Below are 18,560 nucleotides of genomic sequence, written 5' to 3'. Positions count from 1 at the left end.
GAACTCGTGTCGTTTTGTGGCGACCTTTGTATCTTACCAAAAACAAATTGTGATGTCAATAAGTTTTTTGTATTTTTTTAAGTCTCTTGGCGACAAGAAATAATATACCATCTCTAAATTCTGATTGCAACCCTTTTTTAGAAATAAATTTCAATAAAACAAAGACATGACAAAAAGGGACTACACCCTTCTGCCATGTCATGCTTCAACACTACCCTTTATTCTCCTTGCTCACGATGTCTCATTTGCGGGAACAAAAGGACGTCACGGATAGAAGGAGAGTTTGTTAGCAACATCACTAAACGGTCAATCCCAATTCCAAGTCCACCCGTCGGAGGCATACCATATTCAAGCGCCTCAACAAAGTCTTCATCCATCATATGAGCTTCATCATCGCCTTGCTCGCGTTCAACGAGCTGTTGCTCGAAACGCTCGCGTTGGTCGATTGGGTCATTTAACTCTGTAAATGCATTCGCATGTTCTCGACCTACAATAAATAGTTCAAAACGATCTGTGAAACGAGGGTCTTCTGGATTCTTCTTAGCTAATGGAGAAATTGCTAAAGGATGGCCATAAATGAATGTTGGTTGAATTAAATCTTCTTCAACAAATTGTTCAAAGAATTCATTTACAACATGTCCAAAAGTCATTGTTTCTTTTACATAAACATTATGTTCTTTTGCAATCGCACGAGCTTCTTCATCACTCATCTCTTTCCAGAAGTCGACACCCGTTTTTTCTTTGATCGCATCTACCATATGAACTCGTTTCCACTTCGGTTCAAGGTCCACTTCGTATTCACCATACGTAACCTTTGTTGTCCCTAGAACTTCTCTAGCAATATGAGCGACTAGCTCTTCTGTTAATTTCATAATGTCTTGGTAATCCGCATACGCTTCATACAACTCAATCATCGTAAACTCAGGATTATGCCTATCGACACTCCTTCATTACGGAACACACGACCAATCTCATACACCTTTTCTAATCCACCAACAATTAGGCGCTTCAAATGCAATTCAATCGCGATACGCATGTACAACGTCATATCTAATGCATTATGATGCGTCACAAACGGACGGGCTGAAGCTCCCCCAGCAATTGAGTGCATCGTCGGTGTTTCTACCTCTAAATATCCTTTAGAATCTAAATAGCGACGCATTGACTGCAAAATTCTACTACGTAAAACAAACGTATCTCTTACTTCAGGATTTACAATAAGGTCGACATAACGTTGACGATAACGTTGCTCAATATCTTTTAATCCGTGGAATTTATCAGGTAAGGGTCTTAATGATTTTGAAAGCAATTCAAATTTTGTAACCTTTATAGAAAGTTCTCCTACTTTCGTTTTAAATGCAGTCCCTGTTACTCCAACAAGATCACCAATATCAATTGTGTTAAATAAATCATATTGCTCGTCACCTACTGCGTCTTTACGAACATAAATTTGCACTTGCCCCGTTAAGTCTTGGACATGAGCAAATCCAGCCTTGCCTTTTCCGCGCTTTGTCATAATACGCCCAGCAAGAGTCACTTCATGACCTGCTTCATCTAACTCCTCTTTCGTTTGCTCAGCAAATGCATCACTCATTGATGCGGCTGTATGCGAGCGCTCAAAACGTCCTCCAAATGGGTCCTGTCCTTGTTCTTGTAACTTTGCAAGCTTGTCCCTACGTACAGCTAACTGATCATTTAACTCCAGCTCTTGAGTCATATCTATCATCTCCTCTATAGTCAATCATTTTAGCCTGTTTTGTCTGTTTTTATATGTAGAAAAACTGCCAGTGTATCACACTGACAGTTTAATAATTACAAACGAATTATAGTGAACTCTATTGGAAAAGTCAAACAGCACTTAATTCTTCAGCCTTTTGCGCTTCTAGTTCATCAACAAACGCATAAAGAGTTGCTGCTACATCATCTCTTGATTCAAAATTGTTGATTTTATCACGAACACGGCCGTTCCCGCGTATTCCTTTTAAATACCATGCTGCATGTTTACGCATTTCATGAACAGCCACATTTTCACCTTTCAACTTAATTAAGCGATCAAGGTGAACCATACACACGTCCATTTTTTCACGTGGAGTTGGCTCATCTGCTAAGGTTCCGTTCTCTAAGTACTGAATCGTTTGATACAGCATCCATGGGTTTCCTAATGCTGCACGCCCAATCATCACTCCATCGACTCCAGCTTCGTCCAACATACGACGCGCCTCTTGTGGTGTTGTTATATCACCATTTCCGATAACAGGGATCTTAATTGAGTCTTTTACTTCTTTAATGATGCTCCAATCTGCCTTGCCTTCGTACATTTGGACGCGCGTACGCCCGTGAACAGCAACTGCGCTTCCTCCTGCACGTTCCACTGCACGAGCATTCTCTACAGCATAAATATGGTCTGAATCCCAGCCGATTCGCATTTTTACCGTTACGGGTTTATCAACTGCCTCAACCGTCGCTGCAACCATCTCATAAATTTTATTTGGATCAAGCAACCATCTAGCGCCTGCGTCACATTTAGTGATTTTCGGTACCGGACAGCCCATATTAATGTCAATAATGTCCGCATTCGTGTGTTTATCAACGAATTTAGCTGCTTCTACCAATGTTTCACGTTCTCCACCAAAAATTTGTAAACTTAATGGCTTTTCCCGTTCATCTACATACAACATGCTTAATGACCTTTCATTGCCTTGAAGAATCGCTTTATCGCTAACCATCTCCGCACAAACTAATCCTGCACCGAATTCTTTTGCAATTAAACGAAAAGCCGGATTACACACACCAGCCATCGGTGCAAGTACCACTTGATTTTTCAGTTCAACGTTTCCAATCTTTAATATAATTTTCACCTCCAATAACGAACCAATCCTTTATAGCAATTGAAACTTAGATATATTTAAAACCTTTGCCATCTGGTCTAACATCGTATCCGTTGGCATTCGAGTCCCTCTTTCGATATCTCCTAAGACCGAGACAGACATTCCTATTTGCTTGGCAAATTCCTGTTGTGTAAATCCTTTCAATTTTCTATATGATCGGATTTTCTTACCGTAATTTGCGGATTCCATACCCTAACACCTTCTTTATCTGGTAAATCCTCATAAATCTCTTTTATCGTTTGATCAAGTTGCTTTGCATAAAGATTCGGGTGAATTTCCATAAGTGGAACAATCACAAACGCTCTTTCCCACATTCGTGGGTGAGGAATAATTAGGTCCTCCAACATCAGATTGTCTTCATCAAAGAGCAAAATGTCAAGATCAATTGTGCGCGGTCCCCACCGAACGTCACGCTCGCGCCCACAATATTGCTCAATGGACTGAGTTACATCCAATAATTCCTTAGCCGATTTCGTTGTTTGTATATGGACGACCATGTTCAAAAATGACTGTTGATCCACATACCCAACTGGTTCTGTTTCATAAATAGAAGAGCGTCTCACTAATTGGATCTCACTTTGCTTTTCTAAAAGAGCAATCGCTTTTTCTAAAAAAGAAGCTCGATCCCCTATATTTGATCCTAAGGCAATATATACATCATGCTTCATGAGCGAGACCTCGTTATTTCTACTGCAACTGATTGATAATGACCCGGAATAGGAGGATCAGGCTTAATGACTTTGACTGTACAGTCTTGCAGTTGATCATAAGCAGAAAGTAACTCAGCCGCAATTGTTTCCGCTACGGCCTCGAGTAAGTTGTATGGTTTCCCTTCTACAATTTCCTTCACTCGTTTGTAGGCATCTCCGTAATTAATCGTTGCTTGTAAATCGTCTGTCTTCCCTGCCTTGTTTAAATCAATATGCAAAACTAGATCAACGATAAAACGCTGTCCTAATTTATTTTCTTCTTCAAATACACCGTGGTAACCATAAAAGGCCAATTGGTTCATATAGATTTTATCCATTGCTTCCTCCCTTTTTAACCAGAGCATCCATCATCTTCGCCATTCTCGACATTTCTTTTACATCATGAACGCGCATAATGTGACAACCTTTCATGATTCCAAAACAAACTGTCGCGCCAGTACCTTCCAACCTTTCATCAACAGGTAGGTTCAGTGTTTTGGCAATCAGTGATTTTTTGATGTTCCTAAAAGGACCGGATACCCCATCTCAACGATCTTATCTAACTGTCTCATAACATCAAGGTTTTCCTCATACGTTTTTGCAAAACCAATACCAGGATCCAAAATAATCTGGTCTTTTGTGACTCCTGCATTTTCACAAATGGCGATGCTTTCCTCTAAATCAGCTATGATATCCTTGATCAAATTTTCGTATGTCGGATTTGTTCGGTTGTGCATGAGGATAATCGGAACGCGGTAGTCTGCTGCAACTTTCGCCATCGACTTGTCCCATTTCGCACCCCACACATCGTTAATGATACTAGCTCCCGCTTCGATCGCTTGCTTAGCTACTTCTGGTTTATATGTATCGATTGAAATCGGAATGTTCACTTCTTTTGCAATGGCTGTGATCATCGGGATAACCCGCTTAATCTCTTCAGCTTGCTCAACCTTGGTCGCACCTGGTCTTGTTGATTCGCCTCCAATATCAAGGATATCAGCGCCGTCTCTTACAAGCTGTTTTGCTCTTTCAACTGCAAGTTCAACTTCATTATATTTGCCACCATCGGAAAATGAATCTGGGGTTACATTCAATATTCCCATAATGAGCGTACGGTGAGTGTCTAGATTTATCGTCATCTTTTCTCTCCCTTCAGTTCCGTTCTACTCCTCAAGCAGTGGCGGTAGTAGTCGAATGCCAACTTTAGCTTATTTGTAATCGGTTTATCCCCTATAAAGTTAGTTTCATTAAAAGATCGAATCGGTATCACTTCTTGAATGGAGTTCGTAATAAACACTTCATCTGCAACGCTAAGGTCATTGGGGCGAAAAAATCCAGCTTCCCATTTGATTCCCTCTTTCTCCAATAAAGCTAATACAAACTGCCGTGTAACTCCGTTTAATATTCCCGTCTCAACAGATGGTGTATAAACAACTTCATCTTTTACCCAGAACAAATTAGACACGACTCCCTCTGCAACAAACCCAGACTCCGTTAAGAAGATTCCTTCTACCGTTCCATCTTCTCCTAATTCTCTCTTGGCCAAAACATTATTTAAATAATGATGCGACTTTAAACGCACCTGTCCTTCTGGTGTATTTCGTCTTATGTCTAATACTTTTGCTGTTTTTGTTATTCCTTGAAACGAAGGTAAAGGTTTCATATAGACGATCACCGTAGGCTCTTCGTACTCCCCTGTATACAATCCTACATCATGTGGACCAGCTGAGACATTCCACCTAACATAGGCACTTTTTAACCCGTTTGCTTCTAATAACGTTGTAAGAATCTCCATGATCTCATCTCTATTCATCGCCCATGAAATCCCCATTGTTCGAAGACCCTCTTGCAAACGCTGAAAATGGTCATCCAATAAAAATGGATGACCATCATCAACGCGAAACGTTTCAAACAGACCAAGACCGTACATATATCCATGATCAAAAGCGGAAATACGAGCCTCTTCCTTTTTTAGTATTTGACCATTTACATAGACGAACACGTTGATTTCTCCTTGCCGTACGTTTCTATAAAATTGCGCAGTAGTTGTTTGCCTTCTTCTGTCATAATGGACTCTGGGTGAAATTGGACCCTTCTATTGGGTAATCACGATGGCGAATCGCATGATTTCTCCCTCATCCGTCTCAGCTGTTACAACAAAACAATCCGGGAGGGTTTCTTTTTTTACGATAAGAGAATGATATCTAGTTGCCGTAAGTGGTGTTGGCAAGCCTTTAAAAATCGTCTCACTATTATGCGTGATTTCAGACGTTTTTCCATGCATAAGTCTCTCAGCACGAATAACGTCACCGCCAAACACTTGAGCAATGGATTGATGCCCTAAACAAACTCCAAAGATGGGGATCTTCCCAGCAAAATGTTCTATTGTTTGTAAACTAATCCCTGCTTCATTCGGACTTTTAGGACCAGGTGAAATCATAATAAAATCTGGTTTTAACTCTTCAATTTCTTTTAATGTAATTTGATCATTTCGGCGGACAACTAATTCGTGCCCCATTTCCCCTAAATACTGAACCAAATTGTACGTAAAAGAATCATAGTTATCAATCATTAAAATCATATTTTCTCCTCCTCAGCTCAAACTGGCTATTTCTTTCTCTCTCAACTCTTCTTCACTCGTCTCTAGCGCATGCCAGAGCGCTCTTGCTTTTTTTAATGACTCTTTGTATTCATTGGCGGCAATTGAATCAATCACGATCCCGGCACCTGCTTGAACATGCGCAAATCCATCTTTACAAACCATTGTTCGAATCGCAATATTCAGTTCCATGTTTTGATCAAAGCCAATCCAACCTATAGAACCAGTATAAATCCCTCTTCGCACTGGTTCAAGCTCTTCTATAATTTCCATTGTTCTTACCTTTGGAGCCCCTGTAATAGTCCCTCCAGGAAACGTAGCACGAATTACATCGTATAAATCATGTTCAGGCGATAATGTCCCCTTTACATTTGAGACAATATGCATAACATGAGAGTATTTTTCGATGACCATCAATTCATCTACTTCAACCGTTCCGTATGCTGACACTCTTCCTAAATCATTACGTTCTAAATCAACAAGCATCACATGCTCTGCTCGTTCCTTTTCATTGTTTATTAACGTATTTGCTAACTGTTGGTCTTCCTCGGCATTTCTCCCCCGAGAGCGAGTCCCTGCAATGGGTCTCGTACTTAATTTAGAGTCTTCCTTTTTCACGAGCAACTCCGGCGATGCGCTCACAAATTGAAAGTCCGGTGTTTGCAAATAGCTCATATACGGGGATGGATTAAGTTTTCTAAGTACTTCATACACATGAAAGGGTGTTGCAGCCATTTCTTTTGATTGCCTAACGGATAAGTTCACTTGAAAGACGTCCCCTGCTGCAATATAATCTTTCACTTTTTCAACAGCCTCGCGAAATTCTTCTTCTGAAAGTGAAGACTTCACAGCTTGAAGCCCTTCTTTTTTCATTCGTTTATACTCACCTAAGGATTTGCTGTTTCCCTTCCATTGTATCGCATACTCCTCAGCTCTTCTCTCGAGTATCTCACCTTCATCATGTTGTCCATTGACGATAATCCACATCAAATTCGTTTCATTATCATAAATAAATACATCATGAAAGAGCATAAAATACAAATCTGGAAGTGCAAGATCGTCCTTACTCAACTCTGGGAGGCTTTCTATTTCCCGAACAATATCATAAGAAAAATAACCGATTGCTCCTCCCTGAAATGGCGGGAGCTCTTTTATTGTTTTCCGCTTGTATGGAGCAAGGACCTCCTTCAAACTTTCTAGCAAAGGTCCTTTTTTGGTTACCACGCTACCGTCTTTTTCGAAAGTTAACGTTTCTCCTTTTCCTAAGATCGTCGCAAACGGCTTTAGGCCTATAATTTGATAACGTCCACCTCTACCACTTTCCAACAAAACATGTTGAGGCTCCTTATGTGACAATTGCTTATATGTTTCAAACCATTGTTTCGAATCAAGAGAGAAAGACTTAACTCTGCTTGTCCAATTCAATGGAGCTTCCTTCTTCTGTGGCATGTCTTCACTCCCGTCTCTACCCTTTTTGTCTATTCTACATGAGAATAGGAAAGAGTAAAAACAATTTATTTCTATTTACTCATCGACTTTTTATCCTTTTCTTCAATAAAAAATTGTCCTTGCATATAACTACAATAAAAAATATCTTTTATTTGATCATACCCTTTTTTGGCTAATTCCGATAAAAGCCATTCTTTTGTTTTCTTTGTTACTTTTAAATGTTCATCTTGAATAACGCCATCTTGAATAAGAGGCAATGTGAAGACCGAGCTATTCGGTTCTTTTTTAAAAATGGATAAATTACCTGACCTCTCTAAAATAGCAAATTCAACGTCCCGAATATCCGCTATTCCTTTTTCACGTAGCTGAAACAATACATCATCTAGATTGTAACGCTGCTTTCTCATATTCGTCTGATTCATCTTCCCATTTTCAATAATCATAACAGGGCGGCCTTCAATGACGTCTCTGAATTTTTGGTTTTTCAAGCTAATCGTCGTAAGGGTCATTTGAATGACAATAAGCAAGAAAATAGGTGCCAATCCCCTTGCCATTGACACATCCGGATCTTCAATTGCTATTACGGCTAATTCGGCAATCATTAAAGAGACGACAATATCTAGTAAACTCAATTCTCCTAACTCTTTTTTGCCCATAAACCTTAAAAATGTTAGAACGATGATAAATACAACAATTGTTCTAAGTAAAATAACAAGAATTTCACTCAACGCCAATTTGCTCCTTTCATCTTTCTAATCCATTTTTTATTTTTCCCAGTCATGTTTAATCAATGCAAAGGATCAAAAAAAGACTGTAGAGCTCTTACACTCCACAGTCTTTTTGGTATTAATCCTCAAATTGGTATAATGGTGTACTTAAGTAACGCTCTCCGTTTGATGGAATGATTGCTACTACCTTTTTACCAGCACCAAGCTTTTCAGCTAATTGAAGCGCTGCATAGATGGCTGCACCCGAAGAAATACCACCTAAAATTCCTTCTTCACGAGCAGCTGCACGAGCATATTCAAATGCTTGCTCCGTTGAAACTTGGATAACAGAATCATATACATCTGTATCTAGAATTTTCGGTACGAAACCTGCACCGATCCCTTGGATTTTGTGAGGTCCAGGGTTTCCACCAGAAAGAATTGGAGAATCTGATGGCTCAACTGCTGCAATGTGAAGGTTCGGGAAGTTCTCTTTTAGTAAACCACCTGCACCTGTGATCGTTCCACCTGTACCGATTCCAGAAACGAAACCGTCAATTTGACCATCAACTTGTTCAAGAAGCTCTTTTCCTGTTGTATTACGGTGAATCTCAGGGTTTGCTTCATTTTCAAATTGTTGTGGCATGAAGTATCCTTCTTCTTGTGCTAACTCTGTTGCTTTGCGAATCGCACCACCCATACCTTCAGGTCCTGGCGTTAAGACTAATTCTGCTCCATAAGCACGTAATAAGTTACGACGCTCCATACTCATCGTTTCAGGCATAACTAATTTTGCTTTATAGCCTTTTGCTGCAGCAACCATCGCTAGACCAATACCTGTGTTTCCACTTGTTGGTTCAACAATTGTTACACCTGGTTTTAAATCACCTGATTTTTCAGCCGCTTCAATCATCGCTAATGCGATACGATCTTTTACACTGCTTCCAGGGTTCATATATTCAAGCTTTAAATAAACATCTGCATGTTTGTCTGATACAAGACGATTTAGTTTTACTAATGGTGTTTGCCCGATAAGTTCAGTAACTGAATTTACTACTCTCACAAGAACGCCTCCTCAATCCCTAGTAACTTTATTGGTTTTATTAAGATTATAGTATCAGACGTTTTCTGATAAGTCAATCAACATGTTTTTATTTTTCCAATTTTTTTAAGCTTGTTCTAGGAGCTCCTTTAATTCGTCCACATTGAGTTGGTATGTCTCATTACAAAAGTGACAAACTGTTTCTGCTCCTCCGTCTTCATCAATCATATCTTGAATTTCTTTTTTCCCTAAACTGATGATGGCATTTTCAACACGCTCTTTTGAGCATTGACAGTTAAACGAGATGGATTGTTTATCTAGGAACTTTACATTGTCATCCCCTAATAAAGCTTGAAGCATTTCTTCCGGAGGCATTCCGGCTTCAACAAGTTTTGATATAGGAGGTATGGAAGAAAGACGTTTTTCAATTTCATCAATGACTGTATCATCGGCTCCAGGCATTAATTGTATGATAAACCCTCCTGCAGCTAAGATCGTGTTGTCCGGGTTTACAAGTACACCAACTCCCACGGAAGAAGGGGTTTGCTCTGAAGAAGCAAAATAGTACGTGAAATCCTCTCCTAGTTCTCCCGAAACAAGAGGGACACTTCCAGTAAAATTCTCCTTCAAGCCTAAATCTTTTACAACTGATAGAAAACCATCCGTTCCAACAGCACGTGCAACATCAAGCTTCCCTTGGCTATTTAAGTCAAAATGCACTTGAGGGTTGCTCACATATCCTCTTGTTTCCCCTTTTGTATTGGCATCAACAATGATCGCACCAATCGGTCCTTTCCCTTCAATTTTGACTGTTAGTTTTGAATCTCCTTTTAACATCGTAGCCATCATCGTACTAGCCATCATAGCACGACCCAATGCTGCAGAAGCAGTAGGCCAAGTTCCTTGGCGTCTAACAGCTTCATTTACCATATTTGTTGCAATGAGCGAATATGCTCGAACCTTTCCATTAAATGCAGTTGCTTTTACTAAATAATCTTCCATTTTTATTTACTCCTTTTTACGCATTTTTTTCGTAAATCATCTGTAGTCCTTTTAATGTTAAGAATGGTTCAACGACATCGATTGATTCGGCCTCAGGGGCAATTAAAGATGCCATTCCTCCTGTTGCAATAACGGTTGGATTGTTTTTTGATTGAGCTTTCATTCGATTAACAATGCCATCCACTTGTCCGACATACCCATAAAAAATTCCTGCTTGCATCGCATGAACGGTATTGGTGCCGAGAACATGATTGGGCTTGGCAATCTCAATTCTCGGAAGCTTCGAGGCTCTTGTATACAATGCCTCTGTCGAGATAGAGATTCCCGGAGAAATCGCTCCTCCCATATACTGGCGGTTTTCATTTATATAGCAGTACGTTGTTGCCGTACCGAAGTCAACCACGATTAGAGGACTTCCATATAACTGAATCGCAGCCACAGCATTGACAATACGATCAGCTCCAACTTCTTTTGGGTTATCATATTTTATGTTCAAACCTGTTTTTATGCCCGGTCCAATTACCATAGGTCTAATATCGAAATACTTTTTACACATTTGTTCTAATGTATACATAATCGGTGGCACAACAGAAGAAATAATAATCCCTTCAATTTCTTTAAACGATAAAGCTTCATGAGCAAATAAACTTTTTAGTGACATCGCCCATTCATCTTCCGTTTTTTGCTTGCTTGTTGCAATTCGCCAATGGTACTGCAACTCTCTCTCTTTATAAACTCCTAAAACAATATTGGTGTTTCCAACATCTACGACCATTATCATATGTAATCACCGCCTATCTCTCTATCCAAAGGCCACTTTTCTATTTTGTGCATGTATCCACCATAACAGACAAAATACTTAAAAATAGCTGAACTATATTATAAAACATGGATACTTTTAATGCTTCTAATTGCACTTATTGCCCCATCTAAACTAAAAAAGAGGATGCCTAATGACATCCTCTTTCATAAATTACTCTTTTTTCTCATCGTCAGACGAAGAATCTTCTTTCTTTTCATCATTCTCTTCAGAAGCTTTTTCTTCGTTCTTCTTTGAGTTGATGTTCACTTTCATATCAGAATCTGTTTCTTCATCTAACACTTTATTCGTGTGATGATTGTCAGGAAGTTTTCCTTCGTTAATTAATGACTTAATTTGTTCTGCATCCAACGTTTCAAGCTTTAATAACGTTTCAGCAACTAAGTCCAAGCTTGCTTTGTTTTCCGTTAAAATTTGCTTACAACGCTCATAACATTCTTTGATGATGCGTTGGACTTCTAAGTCGATTTCATGAGCAATGGCATCACTGTAGTTTTGCTCATTTTGGATGTCACGGCCTAAGAATACTTGACCACCAGAGTTCGAACCAAATTGCATTGGACCTAGCTTCTCACTCATTCCGTATTCCGTTACCATCTTACGAGCGATTCCTGTTGCACGTTGGAAGTCATTATGAGCCCCCGTACTTACTTCACCAAATTGAACTTCCTCGGCGACACGACCACCAAGCAATCCAATAATTTTATCGAGAAGCTCTGGCTTTGTCATAAAGTAGCGGTCTTCTTTAGGAAGCATAACGGCATATCCACCAGCCATTCCTCGAGGAACAATGGTAACTTTATGAACCATATCCGCATTTTCGAGTTTCACGCCGACAACCGTATGACCCGCTTCATGCCACGCAACAATGTTCTTCTCTTTCGGAGAGATCACACGACTCTTTTTAGCTGGTCCTGCTATGACACGGTCAATCGCTTCTTCCACATGAATCATACTAATTTTGGTCTTATTGTCACGAGCCGCCACTAGAGCTGCTTCGTTTAATAAGTTTTCAAGATCCGCACCCGAAAATCCTGGTGTTCTCGCCGCAATCGCCTCTAAGTTAACATCGTCATTTAAAGGTTTGTTTCGAGCATGAACTTTTAACACTTGTTCACGACCAATGACATCTGGACGGTTTACTTGAATCTGACGGTCAAAACGACCTGGACGAAGTAATGCAGGGTCTAAAATATCTGCACGGTTTGTTGCTGCAATAATGATAATACCTTCATTCGCACTGAAACCATCCATTTCAACAAGCAACTGGTTTAGTGTTTGCTCACGCTCATCGTGTCCTCCACCAAGCCCAGCTCCACGTTGACGACCAACTGCATCAATTTCATCAATAAAGATGATACAAGGTGCATTTTTCTTCGCATTTTCAAACAAATCACGTACACGTGACGCACCGACACCGACAAACATTTCAACGAAGTCTGAACCACTTATTGAGAAAAATGGCACACCCGCTTCACCTGCAACGGCTCTTGCAAGCAATGTTTTACCGGTACCTGGAGGTCCTACAAGGAGCACCCCTTTAGGAATACGAGCACCAATCGCTGAGAATTTACGTGGATCTTTTAAGAATTCAACCACTTCTACAAGCTCTTGTTTCTCTTCATCAGCCCCAGCAACATCTTTGAATTTTGCTTTCTTCTTTTCATCGCTAACAAGTTTAGCTTTGCTCTTACCAAAATTCATTACACGGCCACCGCCGCCTTGAGCTTGGCTTAATAAGAAGAAGAACAAGATAAAGATAATAATAAATGGAATTATGGATGTAAAGAACGTCACCCAACCACTTGTTTCATCTGCAGGCTGAACATCTACATCAAAGCCCCCAGCAACTCCTTCTGCTCCAAACAGTAGGTCTGCTGTTTGCTCACTTTGTAAAACATACGTTTCAAAATACTCTCCCTCACCTTGGTCAGTAAATTGTCCTCGTATTAAATAAACCTGCCTTACTGGCTTAACAGAAAGTTCACTCACCTGACCTTGTTCAAGCCGTTCTGTGAATTGTGAGAATGTCACATTTTCCACTTGAGCTTGATCAGTACTAAAGACATTTACAATTCCAATAATAACGAGAAAGATAAGTAAGTAAAAAATAGTATTACGGAATATACGATTCATCCTTGACCTCCTCCCACGACAATACAGCTTTATTTATCGTAACATAACTGTTATTTTGTTCACAAACATTAACTCTCATAAATTTCAGGCTTTAAGATTCCTATGTACGGCAGATTACGATAACGCTCAGCATAGTCGAGTCCATATCCAACAACAAAGGCATCTGGAACAGTAAACCCAGCTAAATCTGGAACAAGGTCAACCTTTCTACCTTCAGGTTTATCTAGAAGTGTTACCACTTTTACTGACTTTGCTTTTCGGTAGTGAAACAATTTCACTAGATAACTTAAAGTTAAACCACTATCAATAATATCTTCTAAAATTAGAACGTCTCTTCCTTCAACTGATGTATCAAGATCTTTAACAATCTTTACCTCTCCAGAAGAAACCATACCTGCCCCGTAACTAGAAACATCCATGAAATCCATCTCAATATGTGTGTCAATTCGTTTCGTTAAATCACCCATAAATGGCATAGCGCCTTTTAATACGCCAATGACTAACGGAAATTTCCCATCATATTCTTCTGTAATTTGCTTACCTAACTCTCTACACTTTTCCTGGATTTGTTCTTCTGAAATAAGAACTTCTTTAATTTCGTCTCTGATCAATGTAAAAAAAACCTCCTACTATTTACCAAGCGTCTTCGGTTAATCTAACACATGTTAAAACTATAATCTTCTTCGTATGTTGTCCAACAGCCGCAACTTTAGACCTGTGTAAAAATGGTACCCATAAAATCTGACCATCATCCGAAACAACAATAGGCCATCTCTCACGGTCTCTCTTCGAAATTTTTCGGTCAATAAATAATCGACCGATTTTTTTTGTTCCATCCATCCCTCGACAGTGCATCCGGTCATTTGTTTTTTTTGTCCGAACGATTAAAGAGCTAGACAACGCATGAAAATCCAGCAATATTTGGTTGTCCTCTTCAACTATATCCAGATTATCGGTAACATATGACTGAATGATCCACGATTTAGATGAAACGACACCCGGAATCACTAATGGCCTCTCTTCGGCTACTTCGATCGTTCTCTCTTTTTTAGTAAAGTGACATAAGTCATAATCACGACGAACGTTTACATCATTTGAGAAATGAAGCTCTGCTGAAGGTTTTTCACGATGAAGCAAGTCTAGCACTTGTTCAATATGTATAGACGTCATAAATGGTGAATTTTTCCCGTAAAGATAACTTAATATTAGATGAATCACTCTTCTTTGTAAAGGGAGGTCTATACGTAGGAAAGCATTCTGAGAAATTGTAACGTTTTGTTCACTTTCTTTTAGAACAATGGTAGATTTTTCTTTTTCGGCCAAAACCATTAAAAAATCATGATCGTCTTTTTCCCACTCATATTTTCGTTGAATATGAGTATGCACCATTGGATTTTCTTTTTTTAAAAAAGGAAGTACCTCTTGACGAAAACGATTACGGGTATAAGCTGTTGAGTTATTGCTTGAATCACGCCTAGGGTGCAAAGATGCTTCATTACAATAGTGCTCAATTTGTTCTTTCGTTATTCCTAAAAAAGGACGAATGATCATGCCATCTCCAACTGGACGCCAAACAGGAATTCCATATGTATGTAGAGGAACACTTCCTCTTGTTAATTTCATTAACATCGTTTCAATTTGGTCATCTCCATGATGACCAGTAGCCAACTTGCTTCTAGGTTGTTTAGAGAGAAGCTCTTTGAAAAAGTCATAGCGTAATTCTCTAGCAGCAAACTGCGTTCCTAGATTGTGATCGCGGGCATACCGTTTTACATCAATACGCTTAATCTCTAACTCTATTCCTCGTTCTTCACAGAAACGGTTCACGTAACGGGCGTCCTCATCAGACTCTTCCCCTCTCAATTGATGATGTACATGGCATGCAGCTACCTTAATTCCATAAAAATCCTTCATGGACCAAAGGTAGTGAAGGAGAGCCACCGAGTCAGGACCACCAGAAGTGGCAACGATAACTAAATCACCCTGTTCAATTAATTGATGGTGTAAAATAAATTTATGAACGTCTGATTTCATAGCGTTGACCTATCCCACCTTTACCAATCGAGAAAATGGATAATGCAAACACTAGACCAGCTGCAATCCCTCCAGCTCTTAACATCGTTTCAATACCTAATTGAAGACCGGCTAGATAATCACCGTCAACGAAAGCAAGCATCGTAAAGTACGCCCTACTTCCAGGAACTAACGGAATAATTGCAGGTATACTAAATGTTGTAACTGGAACTCGAAATCTCTTTGCTAGTATGTGAGCCACTGTGGCACAAGTTAATGATGCAACAGCTGTTGCAAATACATCAGACATTCCTAGTGTCGGGAGTACAGAGTAAATATACCACGCCAACGCTCCAATGGCCCCACCAATCCATAACACCCGTTTCGGAACATTAAAAATGACTCCAAATGCTACTGTTGCAAAAAAACAAAACAAAAGTTCAATAATCATAAGGTCCCCCTGAATACTCTTATAGAAAAAGAGCAATCGCTAGTGCGATGCCAGTTGCAATGGAAAGAGCCGTAATAACGGCCTCAGCTCCTCGACTAACTCCCGCCACCAAATCTCCAGACATTAAATCCCGAACTGCATTTGTTAAAGGAATTCCTGGCACTAGGGGCATTAACGTACCGATTATCACTTGATCGAGATTCTCTCCAAGCCCTAATAAAACAAGAAATATTGCCACCGATCCACCAATAAAAGCAGACGTGAATTCTGCAAAAAATTTAACCTTTGTATAATCTTGAAGCGTGAAAATGGACCAACTCGCTACAAAGCCGGCGATAAAAGCCGGAACGACATCATACAAGTTGCCTCCAAATAAATAAGAGAAAGCCCCTCCAGCTATCCCTGAAGAGAAATGAAGAAGAAGTGGAGAATAATTCATGGGAGCTTTCGCAATTTCCTCGAGCTTCTGGTATGCTTCATCAACTGTTATTGCACGGCTCACAAACTCCCTTGATACTTGATTGACAAGAGTGACTTTATTTAAATCCTGCAACCTGTCATCAACCCTGATCATTTGCATCATATCACCCTTTGTTGAGTCCTCAAAGGAGAGAAAGATTCCCGTTGTCGTTACGAAACTATGAACATTATTAAATTGTGCAGACTTTGCCATCCGTTCGATTGTTTCTTCTACCCGATACGTTTCCGCACCGTATGTAAGCATAATCTCCCCAGCTAGCATACAGATATCCATAATCCGATCTGCATTCATACCATTTCCCCCAATTTCCACTAATCCCTTGTTTTACATCATTTGTCCAAATAAGTATAGGATATATGCCAATAGAAGAAAAGAAGAAAGCAAGAAGATTTCTATAAAGTAAGATGATTTCTTTTCTTTGCCCTTCTGACGCGGAGTCTTCTTTCCTGTTTTTGTTTTCTTTTTGGAGTGAGATGCACCTTTTACAGGAATATGCTTGTAAGTAGTGCTCTTAGACACCGCTTTTACCATTTCCTTCCTCATTTCAAGAGCTGACTCATATTTCCCTTGTAGTGCTTTCAAAATAACATGTTGATAAGGAGCAAGTAGCGCCTTCTCATCGATTTTTTGTTTGAGGAAGGATAAAGTTTTCTCTCCTTGCTTTTCAAATCTTCTAGGATACGCACAATTAATCATCATCATTCCAACAGCAAATAAATCATAACTCGGCTCCGCTTTTCTGGAACCTAAACCCCAATAACCACGATCAAAAAATTCCGTGTATTCTTTGATCGAACGTCCAACAAGCGTAGTTCCACCTACATCAAGCCACCTTATCCTAGCAGGTGGTCCAACAATGAGTACGTTATCTGGTTTCAAATCTCCAAATACCCAACCTGCAGTATGAAGACGATCCAAATCACCAAGAAGCTGAATCATCAAAATACCTAACCACTCAGCTCCTTTATTTTGCATATACTCGATTAATTCTGTCCCTTTTAAATATTCCATTACATAGAAAGGAAATGTTCCTTCAGAAGTAACTAAGTCATCGACATCTAGCAAAGAAGGTCCAAGAACTTGTCCTTGAACCTTTGAGAAATGCTTTAATACATTAACCTCTGATGTAATGGACATGCTATCCATACCAACTTTTAAAGCGACAAGTCCATTTGCAGAATCAGCTAAATAAACCGATCCAGTCGCTCCAGCCCCAAGGGAACGAACAATTTTATATGGATGCTGGTGCCACTTCCCAACAATCTTCGCTCCTGTTTGTAATTTACATACCTGATTCTTCGAGAAGCTGTTCTTCATCACCAGCCATCAAACTCCTTCTTGAGCCTGACTTTGAAAACTTTTCTAGGGCAACTTGCAAGGCAGGTCCTGTTGGCGTAATTCCACCAGATGATAGTTTCTGAAAAATGCCAGAAAGCGAATTAAGCTGTGGCGACCAATCAAGTAGCTTATCAATATCTTTTTTCTTCCCGGGAAATGAATAAAGGGCAAAACGATTTGCTCCCATTCTCGAAGTCAGACTGATAGATAAATCAGTAAGCGCTTCTTGAACCATAGGAAGTTTATTTTTCATACTAGCACTTGTATCTACTAAAATTAAAACATCTAAGTTCATTGTCTCCCCAAGTTCATCGACCACTTCCATCACTTGACCTCTTTTGGCTGGCGAAAGGTCTTCCATCTCTTGCTTTTGTCCTAATATTTGAGATAACTCTTTATTTACTACTCCATGAATGGTTTGTGTCATTGCCTTTCTAGTAACCATTTGAACCGTTTGCGCTAATTGTTTAGCATAAACAACTTGGCTTACTCCACCGCCCGCTTGAGCAATGGCTTCCACTTCTTCTATACCTTGTTCATTTAAATGATTTCCATCCACAACTCCAATAACATTTACTGTAATCCCTTGTTCTCTAGCAAGTGCAGCAATCGCAATCGGGTCCTCCCCCTGATTCGAATGCCCATCTGTTAACAACAAAATTTGTTTTAATGTACCTTTACTCATCATTATCCCCTCCAAGTAGTCGGATGTTACCATCATTCACTAGCCTGAGAGGTTTTATACGTACTTAGGAACTTTGTCGAAGAGTTTTACCAAAAGGGTGGTCTTCCCTTTTGGTAAAACTCGAAGCATGCGCGGAGCCGTCGTTGTCTTTTAAGCCTTTTAAGTGCTCTTCTTAAAAGGCGCACGACGCGCGTAGCCATGCTTACTCTCCATTAGACTACTAACCCGAAAAAGGGCGATCTCCCCTTTTTGTAAAACTC

General features: G+C 39.8%; 17 protein-coding genes and 3 pseudogenes. All 20 read right to left on the bottom strand.

Going from position 1 to position 18,560, the window contains the following annotated elements:
* Positions 1–218: 218 nt before the first annotated feature.
* The 20 genes and pseudogenes from lysS to JCM9140_RS18535 all read right to left on the bottom strand — a co-directional run bounded on the left by lysS (position 219) and on the right by JCM9140_RS18535 (position 18,300).
* A pseudogene (lysS, locus tag JCM9140_RS18630) lies at positions 219–1,717 on the bottom strand (lysine--tRNA ligase).
* Positions 1,718–1,847: 130 nt separating this feature from the next.
* Positions 1,848–2,849, bottom strand: a complete 1,002-nt coding sequence (dusB, locus tag JCM9140_RS18625) for a tRNA dihydrouridine synthase DusB (RefSeq protein WP_034750081.1) — start codon at positions 2,847–2,849, stop codon at positions 1,848–1,850.
* 30 nt (positions 2,850–2,879) lie between these two features.
* Positions 2,880–3,077, bottom strand: a complete 198-nt coding sequence (locus tag JCM9140_RS23330) for a helix-turn-helix domain-containing protein (RefSeq protein ID WP_034750075.1) — start codon at positions 3,075–3,077, stop codon at positions 2,880–2,882.
* The gene (gene folK / locus JCM9140_RS18615; protein ID WP_034750072.1) at positions 3,029–3,556 is read right to left on the bottom strand and encodes a 2-amino-4-hydroxy-6-hydroxymethyldihydropteridine diphosphokinase; all 528 of its coding nucleotides are present in this window, start codon (positions 3,554–3,556) and stop codon (positions 3,029–3,031) included. Before folK ends, JCM9140_RS23330 begins: the two co-directional genes overlap by 49 nt.
* Positions 3,553–3,915 (bottom strand): dihydroneopterin aldolase, encoded by a 363-nt coding sequence (gene folB / locus JCM9140_RS18610; RefSeq protein WP_034750069.1) that lies wholly within the window; start codon positions 3,913–3,915, stop codon positions 3,553–3,555. Before folB ends, folK begins: the two co-directional genes overlap by 4 nt.
* Positions 3,908–4,716, bottom strand: a pseudogene (gene folP / locus JCM9140_RS18605) (dihydropteroate synthase). Before folP ends, folB begins: the two are co-directional and overlap by 8 nt.
* Positions 4,713–5,579 (bottom strand): aminodeoxychorismate lyase, encoded by an 867-nt coding sequence (gene pabC / locus JCM9140_RS18600; protein ID WP_034750066.1) that lies wholly within the window; start codon positions 5,577–5,579, stop codon positions 4,713–4,715. Before pabC ends, folP begins: the two are co-directional and overlap by 4 nt.
* Positions 5,564–6,158: pseudogene (pabA, locus tag JCM9140_RS18595) on the bottom strand (aminodeoxychorismate/anthranilate synthase component II). Before pabA ends, pabC begins: the two are co-directional and overlap by 16 nt.
* 12 nt (positions 6,159–6,170) lie before the next feature.
* Entirely contained in the window at positions 6,171–7,625 is a 1,455-nt protein-coding gene (locus JCM9140_RS18590; RefSeq protein WP_052002378.1) for an anthranilate synthase component I family protein, read from the bottom strand.
* 71 nt (positions 7,626–7,696) lie between these two features.
* Entirely contained in the window at positions 7,697–8,353 is a 657-nt protein-coding gene (locus JCM9140_RS18585; protein WP_034750063.1) for a DUF421 domain-containing protein, read from the bottom strand.
* 118 nt (positions 8,354–8,471) lie between these two features.
* Positions 8,472–9,395, bottom strand: coding sequence for a cysteine synthase A (gene cysK, locus JCM9140_RS18580; RefSeq protein ID WP_034750060.1), 924 nt, complete (start codon positions 9,393–9,395; stop codon positions 8,472–8,474).
* Positions 9,396–9,500: 105 nt separating this feature from the next.
* The gene (hslO, locus tag JCM9140_RS18575) at positions 9,501–10,376 is read right to left on the bottom strand and encodes an Hsp33 family molecular chaperone HslO (protein WP_034750057.1); all 876 of its coding nucleotides are present in this window, start codon (positions 10,374–10,376) and stop codon (positions 9,501–9,503) included.
* A gap of 16 nt (positions 10,377–10,392) precedes the next feature.
* A complete protein-coding gene (locus tag JCM9140_RS18570; protein ID WP_034750055.1) occupies positions 10,393–11,157 on the bottom strand; it encodes a type III pantothenate kinase in 765 nt (254 codons plus the stop codon).
* Positions 11,158–11,349: 192 nt separating this feature from the next.
* Positions 11,350–13,332 (bottom strand): ATP-dependent zinc metalloprotease FtsH, encoded by a 1,983-nt coding sequence (gene ftsH, locus JCM9140_RS18565; protein WP_034750052.1) that lies wholly within the window; start codon positions 13,330–13,332, stop codon positions 11,350–11,352.
* Positions 13,333–13,400: 68 nt separating this feature from the next.
* Positions 13,401–13,940 carry a hypoxanthine phosphoribosyltransferase gene (gene hpt, locus JCM9140_RS18560; protein ID WP_439644319.1) on the bottom strand — a complete coding sequence of 180 codons (540 nt, stop codon included), beginning with the start codon at positions 13,938–13,940 and terminating at the stop codon, positions 13,401–13,403.
* A gap of 25 nt (positions 13,941–13,965) precedes the next feature.
* Complete coding sequence (tilS, locus tag JCM9140_RS18555) at positions 13,966–15,366, bottom strand: tRNA lysidine(34) synthetase TilS (protein WP_034750046.1); 1,401 nt, start codon at positions 15,364–15,366, stop codon at positions 13,966–13,968.
* Positions 15,347–15,796: a threonine/serine exporter family protein gene (locus JCM9140_RS18550; protein ID WP_034750043.1), complete on the bottom strand. Its 450-nt coding sequence runs from the start codon at positions 15,794–15,796 to the stop codon at positions 15,347–15,349. Before JCM9140_RS18550 ends, tilS begins: the two co-directional genes overlap by 20 nt.
* Positions 15,797–15,815: 19 nt before the next feature.
* Positions 15,816–16,568, bottom strand: coding sequence for a threonine/serine exporter family protein (locus tag JCM9140_RS18545; protein WP_034750041.1), 753 nt, complete (start codon positions 16,566–16,568; stop codon positions 15,816–15,818).
* Positions 16,569–16,601: 33 nt separating this feature from the next.
* On the bottom strand, positions 16,602–17,594 hold the full coding sequence (gene prkT / locus JCM9140_RS18540; protein ID WP_034750038.1) for a serine/threonine protein kinase PrkT: 993 nt from the start codon (positions 17,592–17,594) through the stop codon (positions 16,602–16,604).
* Positions 17,560–18,300, bottom strand: a complete 741-nt coding sequence (locus tag JCM9140_RS18535; protein WP_034750035.1) for a VWA domain-containing protein — start codon at positions 18,298–18,300, stop codon at positions 17,560–17,562. Before JCM9140_RS18535 ends, prkT begins: the two co-directional genes overlap by 35 nt.
* Between the last annotated feature and the right edge of the window lie 260 nt (positions 18,301–18,560).

This window comes from Halalkalibacter wakoensis JCM 9140, assembly GCF_000513095.1.
Classification (GTDB): Bacteria; Bacillota; Bacilli; order Bacillales; family Bacillaceae_D; genus Halalkalibacter; species Halalkalibacter wakoensis.
The sequence above is the reverse complement of the archived record's forward strand: the minus strand, read 5'-3'. Positions and strand labels throughout refer to the sequence as shown.